At 75.9% G+C, this 8,958-nt stretch carries 7 protein-coding genes; 3 read left to right on the top strand and 4 right to left on the bottom strand.

Annotated elements, in window-relative coordinates; translation table 11 throughout:
• The first annotated feature begins 61 nt into the window (after positions 1-61).
• The 3 genes from ACFV0Q_RS33320 to ACFV0Q_RS33310 are packed head-to-tail and all read left to right on the top strand — an operon-like array spanning position 62 to position 4,301.
• Positions 62-1,942 carry a methyltransferase domain-containing protein gene (locus tag ACFV0Q_RS33320; RefSeq protein WP_385010499.1) on the top strand — a complete coding sequence of 627 codons (1,881 nt, stop codon included), beginning with the start codon at positions 62-64 and terminating at the stop codon, positions 1,940-1,942.
• Positions 1,939-3,039: a galactokinase gene (locus ACFV0Q_RS33315; protein WP_385010498.1), complete on the top strand. Its 1,101-nt coding sequence runs from the start codon at positions 1,939-1,941 to the stop codon at positions 3,037-3,039. Before ACFV0Q_RS33320 ends, ACFV0Q_RS33315 begins: the two co-directional genes overlap by 4 nt.
• Positions 3,040-3,086: 47 nt before the next feature.
• Positions 3,087-4,301 carry an alkaline phosphatase family protein gene (locus ACFV0Q_RS33310; protein WP_385010501.1) on the top strand — a complete coding sequence of 405 codons (1,215 nt, stop codon included), beginning with the start codon at positions 3,087-3,089 and terminating at the stop codon, positions 4,299-4,301.
• Here the strand turns inward: ACFV0Q_RS33310 and ACFV0Q_RS33305 are convergent.
• From ACFV0Q_RS33305 to ACFV0Q_RS33290, 4 genes are all read right to left on the bottom strand, one after another.
• The gene (locus ACFV0Q_RS33305) at positions 4,288-5,685 is read right to left on the bottom strand and encodes an aldehyde dehydrogenase family protein (RefSeq protein WP_385010496.1); all 1,398 of its coding nucleotides are present in this window, start codon (positions 5,683-5,685) and stop codon (positions 4,288-4,290) included. The genes ACFV0Q_RS33310 and ACFV0Q_RS33305 overlap by 14 nt on opposite strands.
• A 61-nt stretch (positions 5,686-5,746) precedes the next feature.
• Positions 5,747-7,537: an asparagine synthetase B family protein gene (locus tag ACFV0Q_RS33300; RefSeq protein WP_385010495.1), complete on the bottom strand. Its 1,791-nt coding sequence runs from the start codon at positions 7,535-7,537 to the stop codon at positions 5,747-5,749.
• A 37-nt stretch (positions 7,538-7,574) separates the two neighbouring features.
• A complete protein-coding gene (locus ACFV0Q_RS33295) occupies positions 7,575-8,105 on the bottom strand; it encodes a hypothetical protein (RefSeq protein ID WP_385010493.1) in 531 nt (176 codons plus the stop codon).
• Positions 8,106-8,148: 43 nt separating this feature from the next.
• Positions 8,149-8,958: hypothetical protein (locus ACFV0Q_RS33290; RefSeq protein ID WP_385010492.1), on the bottom strand; the 810-nt coding region annotated here is incomplete at its 5' end.

Here is an 8,958-nt window from a genome sequence, read left to right as displayed (position 1 = left end):
CTGCCTCCTTCGCCGCGGCCGGCGGAGCCGCCGCCGCGCCCGACCGGTTGGAGAAGCAGATATGACACCACCCCCGCTCCCCCGGATCCCGTGGGCCGGTGCCGCGGCGCTCGCCGCCCTCGGCGCGGGCACCGTACGGGCCCGCCGCAGGCTGCGGGCGGTCCCGGTGCTGCCCCCGGCCCCGACCGAGCCCGCCGACCTGCCGCGGGCCGCCGGATGGCGGCTGCTCGCCGCGCGCGGGGTGGAGGCCGACGGCCCGACCTTCCTGGCCGCCTGCGCGTACGCCGAGCGGGAGGGGCTGCGGGTGCTGGACCTGCTGCCGGGCGACCTGGCCGCCGAGCGGGCGCTGGGTCTGCTGCGGCTGGTGGACCCGGCCCGCTACCGGCAGGACCGGCTGGGCGAGGGACGCGGAGCCGGGTACGCCGTGCTCGTCGCCGAGGAGGTCCTCGCCCGGGCCGGGTACGCCCCGGACGGACCGCACCCCGACTCGGCGGAACTCCTCGCGCTGCTCCGCCGTTTGAAGGAGTACGCGGCCGACGCCACGGGCCTGGCCATCGCCCCGGGGCTCAGCGCGGGCCCGCCCGCCGGGGCGACCGGGCCGGCGCGCGTCGCCGAGCTGCGGGCCCAGGGCCTGCCCGCGGGGGCGCTGGCCGCGGCGCAGCTCGCCGGGCTGGCGCTGCTCGCGCGGGCCGCCGTACGCCAGGGCCGGTGGGGCGCCGCCGCGGCCGGTCTGTACTGGCTGCAGCCGTACCTGGCCCTCGGCGGGCCGGGGTCCCGGCTGCGTCCCGCCGATCTGGCCCGGGCCACGGCGGCCCGGCCGCTGCTCTCCCTCGGCGCGGGTCTGCGAACGGCCGCCGCCGTGACCCGTACCGGCAGCGCGGGCGCCGCCGACGGAGCCGACCCAGCCCGGGCCGCCGCGTACCGGGCCGAACTGGCCGACGGGACCGACCGGTTCCTCGAACCGCGCCGCCCGGACTGCCCCTGGTGCGGCTCCCTGCGGCTCTCGGTCCAGGTCACGTTGCCGGACCTGCTCCAGGGCAAGCCGGGGAGTTTCACCCTGGAGCGCTGCGGCGCGTGCGCACACGTCTTCCAGAACCCCCGGCTGACGCCGGAGGGGCTGGATTTCTACTACCGCGACTTCTACGACGGGCGCGGCGGCGAGGGCGCGGGGACCGTCTTCGGGCGGCTCGGCGCGGCGTACCGGGCGCGGGCCGAGATGCTCCGGCCGCACGGCGGTCCCGCCGGTCCCGTGTCCTGGCTCGATGTCGGCACCGGGCACGGCCACTTCTGCAACGCCGCGCGCGCGGTGTGGCCGGGGACCCGGTTCGACGGCCTGGACATGGGCGACGGGGTCCGCGAGGCGGAGCTGCGCGGCTGGGTGGAGACCGGGTTCCAGGGCCAGTTCCCGGAGTTCGCCGGGAAACTCGCGGGCCAGTACGAGGTGGTGAGCATGTACCACTACCTGGAACACACCCGGGAGCCGCTCGCCGAACTGGACACGGCGGCGGCGGTCCTGGCCCCCGGCGGCCTGCTGGCCATCGAGGTGCCCGACCCGCAGTCCGGGATGGCCCGGCTGCTGGGGCCCGCCTGGCTGCCCTGGTTCCAGCCGCAGCACCAGCACCTGATCCCGGCCCCGAACCTGCGGGAGGCGCTGGCCGAGCGGGGGTTCACCGTCCTGGCCGAGGAACACGGCCCGGCCCACCAGGGCAACGACTTCTTCGGCGCGGTGGCCCTGACGGCCTCCCGGCTGGCCCCGGACCCGGACCGCCCCTGGGGTCCCCCGGCCACCGCCCGGGCCCGTGCCCTGGTCACGGCCGTACGGGCCACCGCCCTGCCCCTGTTCGCCGGGGCGGCCCTGCTCGACACCCTGCGGACGGCGGTGGTGCGCCACACGGACGGCGGCAACGCCTACCGGCTGCTGGCCCGGAAGGACGCGCGGTGATCCCGGGGCCCCGCGCCGGCACCGACGCCGACGTGGACGCATACACGGACGCAGCCGCAGCCGCTGCCGCAGCCAGCGGCGGGCACGCAGGTGCCCACGCCGACGCCTGGGCCGATGCCGACGCCCGCGCCGACGCCGACGCCCGCACGGACAGCACCGCCCGGCCGACCCCCGCCGGACCCGGCAGCGAGGCCGGCCCGGGCCCCTCCGATCCCGTCGGCGGCGGACTGGCCCGGCGAGCCACCGCCGATCCGCTGTTCCGGCTCGTCGCCTACGCCCTGGAGGCCGCGCACGGCCGGCCCCCGGCGGCCGTGTGGAGCGCCCCGTACGCCTTCCACCTCGGGTCGCCCCGGCTCGTCGCCGCGGCCGGCTGGCCCGTGGCGGCTGCCGCCGCCCCGCGTTCCGACGGGCTGGTGCGGCTCAGCTCGCTGGCCCACCCCGCCGACAGCTGCGACCTGCCGCTGACCCTGTCGGGGCCGCTCCCCGACGCGCCCGACTGGGCCGTGCGCCCGTACGCCCTGCTGCGGGCGCTGGCCCGTGCCGGGTACGGCCGCGGCGGCACCGATCTGCACGTGCAGGGCTCGCTCACGCCCGCCGCCGGGCTGGCCACGGCGGAGCCCATCGACTGCGCGCTGGCGCTCGCGGTGGCCGACGTCCACACGCCGCCGGGCGAGGAACCGGACCGGGCGCGCCTGGCCCGGCTGCTGGCCGGGGCGCTGCCCGACGGGGACGACGCCCTGCGCCGGGCCGCGCTCTTCGCCCGGCCGGGCACGGCGCTGCTGTCCGGCGACGCCGGGGGCGCGCCGCGGTACGTCCCCTTCGACCCGCCCGCCACGGATGCCCGCCTCGTGCTGCTGGCGGTGCGCGGCGACCCCGGGGACGAGGTGGCGCGGGCGGTGGCCCGCGCCCGCCGGGCCGGGGCGCTGAGCGCCTGGTCGCCGGGGCCGGGGCCGGGGCGGAGCGTGCTCGTCCTGCTGCCCGGGGCACGCCTGGCGGCGGTGCGGGCCGCGGTCGCGGAGGACTTCCGCGGCCGCGAGCTGCCCGTACCGCGCTTCCTGAACATCGCCGTGGCCGGTGCGGCCCGGCGGGAGGAATGACACCACCGAACCGACCGACCCCAAGGAGGAACCCCCTCGTGAACCTCATGCGCACTCCCGCAAGACGGCGGGCCCGCCGGTCCGCGCTCGTCGCCGCCCTGGGCGCGATCGGCCTGCTGGGCACCTTCGCCATCGCCAACTCCGAGGCGGTGGAGAGCGCTTCGGTGCCCGGCAGGACGATCGGCACCGCGGCGGCCGGACTGCCCTCGTACGACCACGTGGTCGTGGCGGTGTTCGAGAACAAGCAGTACGGCGACATCATCGGCAACGCGAGCGCCCCCTACATCAACCAGCTGGCGAACGGCGGCGCGAGCCTGACCGGCATGAAGGCGCTGACCCACCCCAGCCAGCCGAACTACTTCAACCTCTTCTCCGGAGGCACCCAGGGCATCACCGGCGACGGCTGCTACACCGCCCAGTCGATGACCGCCGCCAACCTGGGCCAGGAGGTGATCGCGGCGGGCAAGTCCTTCACCACGTACAACGAGGACCTGCCGAGCGAGGGTTCCACGGCCTGCACGAACGGCCAGTACGCCCAGAAGCACAACCCCTGGTTCGCCTTCAAGAACATCCCGCTCAACACCGGCAAGACCTGGGCGCAGTTCCCGCAGAACAACTTCGCGGCGCTGCCCAGCCTGTCCTTCGTCGTGCCGAACCTGTGCAACGACATGCACTCCTGCGCGGTGGGCACCGGAGACACCTGGACGAGGAACAGCCTCGACGCCTACGCGCAGTGGGCGAAGGCCAACAACAGCCTGCTGGTGCTGACCTGGGACGAGGACAACTACCTCGGCTCCAACCAGATCGCCACCGTCTTCTACGGGGCGAACGTCAAGACCGGGAAGTACGCGACCGCGTACAGCCACCACCACCTGCTGCGCACCGTGGAGGACCTGTTCGGGACGGCGACGCACGCGGGCAACGCCGCCAACGTCCAGCCGATCACCGAGGTGTTCGCCGACGGCACGACGCCGACGCCGACACCCACCCCGACTCCCGGTGACCTGAAGCTGGTCAACCCCGGCCCCCAGACGTGCAAGTTCAACCAGACCTGCACGATCCAGCTCACCACGACCGGAGGAAGGGCCCCCGTCCGCTACACCGCCACCGGACTCCCCTTCGGGCTGACCCTGGACGCCGCCACCGGCCGGATCACGGGCAAGCCCTGGGCCACCGGCACCGTCCAGATCACCGCCACCGCGACCGACTCCGCCGCGACGGCGGCCACCACCACCTTCCCGCTCACGCTCAACTGGTTCTGAGCGGCCGGCCCCGGCGCACGGTCACCGTCTTCGGCCGCTGGTACTCGTGCAGTGCCAGGACGCTGAGGTCGGTGCCGTGCCCGGAGGTTCCCCGGCCGCCGTGCGGGAGTTCCGCCGTCTGCACCAGGTGGCAGTTGAGCCAGACCTCGCCCGCGTTCAGGCGGGCGACCAGTTCGAGGCCGCTCTCCAGGCCGGTGGTCCACACGCTCGCCGCGAGGGCCTGCGGGACGCTGTTCGCCAGGGCCAGGGCCGCCTCCTCGTCCTCCGCCCGCTGGACGGTGAGGAGCGGCCCGAAGACCTCCTCGGTCACCGCCGGGTCGTCGTGCGGGAGGTCGGCCAGCAGCCGGGCCGGGCGCCAGTGCCCCCGCTCCCCGTCGACGTCCGGGGCGAGCTCCGCGGCGAGGTTGCGCTTGGCTGCCGATGAGGCGACCAGCCGGTCGTAACGCGCCGCCTGGTCCGGGTTGTTCAGCGGCCCGAAGTCGCGGCCGGCCAGCCGGGATCCCAGTGCTCGCGCCAGCCCGGCGACGGTGGCCTCGTAGTTCTCCGCGAGGGTGATCACCCGGGCCGGGGCCGCGCAGCTCTGGCCCGCGTTGTACGTGGCGGCCGCCGCGAGGGCGGCGCAGGTGTCGGCGGGGGCGTCCGGGAGGACGATCGCCGGTGCGTTGCCGCCCAGTTCCAGGCTGACGCGCCGGGTCCCGGCCCGCGCGGCCACGTCGGCCCCGGCCCGGCCGCTGCCGGTGAACGCGACCATGTCCACCGCGGACTCCACGAGCAGGCGTCCGGTCCGCCGGTCGCCGGGGACGGACTGGAGCACGCCCTCGCCCAGGGCCCGCGCCGCGTGCTCCGCGAGCAGGCCGAGGCTGTCGGGGGTGGTCTCGGCGGGCTTCGCCACCACCGTGTTGCCCGCCGCGAGGGCGGGTGCGCAGCGCCAGGCGGCCATCAGCAGCGGGTAGTTCCACGGCACGATCACCCCGACCACGCCGATCGGCTCCCAGCGGACCCAGCTCTCGTGGCCCGCCACCAGATGGCCGGAGGCCGGGGCGGTCCGGGCGCGCGCGGCCGTCGCGTAGAACCGGAACAGGTCCGCCACCTGCTCGACCTCGCCCGCCGTCTCACTGTCGGGCTTGCCGGTGCCGGACCGCTCACGGGCCGCGTACTGCTCCGCGTGCTCCTCGATCAGGGCCGCGAGGCGCTCCAGGCGGCGGGCCCGGTCCTTCGGGGTCAGGCCGCTCCAGCCGGGGAGCGCGGCGCGGGCCGCCGCCACGGCGGCCGACACCTCCCGTTCCCGGGAGAGCGGGGCGGTTCCGCGCGTCCGGCCGGTGCGGGGATCGGTCAGCTCGGTCGGCCCGGTCGCGTCGTTCGGTCCGGTGGCTGCGGTGGTCATGGGTGCCTTTCGCGGAACGGGATCCGATCGGGGTCCCGACCGGGGATCTGATCGGAAGGACTCAGAGGTCGTACGACCTCAGCCACAGCTCCAGGGTCAGGACCAGCCAGAGCTTGCCGCCCTGGCGGGGCAGCAGCGTGCCCTCGCCCTTCAGCCAGGTCCGGATGGTCTCCGGGCGGAAGAGGCCCCGTTGCCGGGAGCGGCGGCCGAGGAGGAGTTCCTGGCCGAGGTCGCGCAGCGGACCGGTCAGCCACTGCTGGACCGGTACGCGCATCCCGCTCTTCGGGCGGTCGACCACCGTGCCCGGGAGCAGGTCCCGTACGGCCTCCTTGAGGATCCACTTCTCGGCCGTGCCGCGCAGCTTGTACCCCGGCGGGGTGGCGAAGGCGTGGTCGATGACCGCGCGGTCGAAGAGCGGGGAACGGCCCTCCACGCCCTGGGAGGAGGTGAGGCGTTCCACCTTCGTCAGGATGTGGTGCGCGCCCTTGGTCCGCAGGTTGCAGTGGAGCAGCCGGTTGAGGAGGTGTTCCATGGCGTACGGGCCGCCGCCCTCCGCCAGCAGGTACGGCTCCACGTGCCGTTCCAGGCGCGGGGCGTCCCGTAGTGCGTCGAGCGCCGGGGCCGTCAGCAGGACGGGGAGGTCCGTCCAGCATTTGCGGTACGAGCGCAGGTACGCGGTCGCCCGGTCCTCGTCCCAGGGTGCGCCCGGCGTCCGGTGCATCTCCTGGACCAGCATGGGGAGGTTCTTGGGCCCGCCGAAGACGGGGTCGCCGCCCTCGCCGTTGAGGACGACCGAGGCGCCGTCGGCGGCCACGGCTTCGGCCAGCATCAGGTTCGGCACCGTCAGCGGGTCCCCCACCGGACTGTCCAGCAGGGCCGCGGCCTCGGCGAGCCGCGCCGCGACCGCCGCTCCCGAGACGTTCAGGATGCGGTGGCGGGTGTGGCAGTGGGAGGCCACCAGGCCCGAGTAGCCCAGCTCGTTGGGCAGGTCGTCGCCGAAGCTGATCGAGTACGTGTGGACGGGGTGGCTGTGCAGCTTCGCCGCCAGGGCGGTGACGAGGGAGCTGTCGATGCCCCCGGACAGGAGCACCGCTGCGGGCTCCGCCACCGGCAGCCGGACCTCCGTGGCCCGCTCCAACAGGGCTCGCAGGGCCAGGACATGGCCGGTCGGATCCTCGGGGACGGGGTCCTCGACGATCTCCCGGGGCTCCCAGTGGACCGTTTCGGTGACCCGGCCGTCCCGGGCCAGCCGCAGCACCCGGCCGGGCAGCACTTCGCGGACGCCGGTGAGCAGGGTCTCCTCCCCCGGCAGGTACGCGAAGGTGAGGAAGGAACGGACGGCCGACAGGTTCAGGGACGTGCCGAGCGCGGGCCAGCGGCGCAGCGCCCGCAGTGAGGTCGAGGCGGCCCAGGCGCCGTCGGCCCGGGCGTAGTAGAGGGTGCGGGCGCCGACGTGGTCGCGGATCAGGACCAGGTCCGGGCCGTCGAGCACGGCCAGCACGAACATCCCCTCGGCCAGCGCCACTCCGGCGTCGCCGAGCAACACCCAGCAGTGCAACAGGAGTTCGCCGTCGGAGCAGTCGCGCGCGGGTGGTGCGACGGCGGTCCGGGCCGCCGCGAGGGCGGCCAACAGCACCGGGCGGTTGTGGAGGGTGACCTCGCCGGCCGCCGTCCGTCCGCACGCCGTGAACGGACCCGCGGCCGGGCCGGGTTCGCCGGTGATCAGGCCCAGAGCGGCGCCCGGCGGGTCCAGGGGGACGCGGTCCGGCCCGGCGGCAGCGCCGCCCATCGCCGCGAGGTGGGCGCGGGCCCGCCCGGTGGTGTCGGCCAGGCTGACGCAGAAGCGTGCCACGGATGGTTCGTTCCCTTCCTTCGTGTTCCGGCCTCGCTCAGCCGAAGTCGTCGTCGCTCCAGGCGTCCTCGTCGCCGTCCCAGCCCGCTTCCCAGCTGTCGTCGCCGCTGCTTGCGCCGTCCCCGCCGTCGCCGCCGGAGGACGACGCCTGGCTCTGCTCCTGCTGGCGGCGCAGGGCCTCTTCCTCCTCCGGGGTCATGTTCAGCGGAGGCAGATGGGCGGCCGTGATGGCGAGGGCCGCCACGCCCAGCCCGGCGAGCAGCACCCCCATCCGGCCGCCGAAGGAGCTCCGGTTGACGGTGACCTTCTCGCCGCGCGCCCACACGGTGCGGCCGTAGCCGATGTCCCGGGCGTAGGTTGCGGTGCCGTCGGCCAGGGTGCGTTTGATGACGCGGTTGCCGAGCAGTTCGTCGGTCCCGGAGGCACCCCGGTTGTCGTGCCAGCGCACCACCTGGGGGCGGCCGGGGGTGCGGCTGCGCCACTCCTCCAGGCCGTCTTCGTACCTGCGGTGGACGGTGCCGTCGGCGAGGAGTTCGTCCGCGTAGCCGATCTCTTGGGGCCGGATCATCGTGTGCGTACCTCGGGTGTGTGGAGGGGAGCGCGGGAGCCGTTCACGCGACGGGCCAGGTCAGGAAGCCGGCGGTGCGCAGACCGCTCAGATCGCCCCACCAGGAGTCGCGGGGCGGTCGCGGCCCCCGGGTCAGGCGCAGCACGGTCCGTACGAGCCGGGCCGGGGGTACGGCGGCGACCTGGGCGAACCGGCCCCGCGCCAGCCAGGCGGCCTCGCGCGGCCGCAGCGCGGCCGGCCAGTCGGTGCCCGCGGCGGGGTCGGGAGCCGGGCCGCGTCCCGAGGGCAGTCGCAGGGCGCCGGCGTGCCGCGGTACGAGGCCCAGGGAGCTCACCCGTACCCCGGGGACGGGACCCAGGGCGTCTCGTACCCGGGCCGGGAGCGTCACGCCTTCGGGGCTCGCGTCGTGCAGGACGTGCACGGTGGCGCCGTCCGCCCGTTCCAGTGCGGCGAGGAGGCGCGGGTCCAGGGGCAGCGCGTCGGGTACGGCGAGGACGGGGCAGGCGGCTTCGAGGTGGACGTGGTTGGCGAGCAGCATCGCGGCGATGGAGCGGTCCTGGCAGAGCAGCAGGCGGGGCAGCCCGTAGTCGTACAGGTCCGGTTCGCGGGACTGGTGCCGCGCCGGGCCGGCCGGGGGCGCGGGGGGCAGCAGGCCCGGTACGGTCTCCCGGCCCCGCCCGTCCAGGGCGCGGGTGAACGCGGGCAGGCGCAGCGCCGGTGGCGGGGTGCCGGGCAGGCGGCGCAGGAGTCGCGCGGCGGGGCTGAGGACGCGGCAGGTCTCGTAGTAGAGCTGGCGTTCCGTGAACCGGAGTCCGCCCGGGTCGGCCGCGCGGGCGGCGGCCGCGTCGATCGC

The sequence above is a fragment of the Streptomyces sp. NPDC059564 genome (genome assembly GCF_042735575.1).
GTDB lineage: Bacteria > Actinomycetota > Actinomycetes > Streptomycetales > Streptomycetaceae > Streptomyces.
This window is presented reverse-complemented; position numbering and strand designations above follow the sequence as displayed.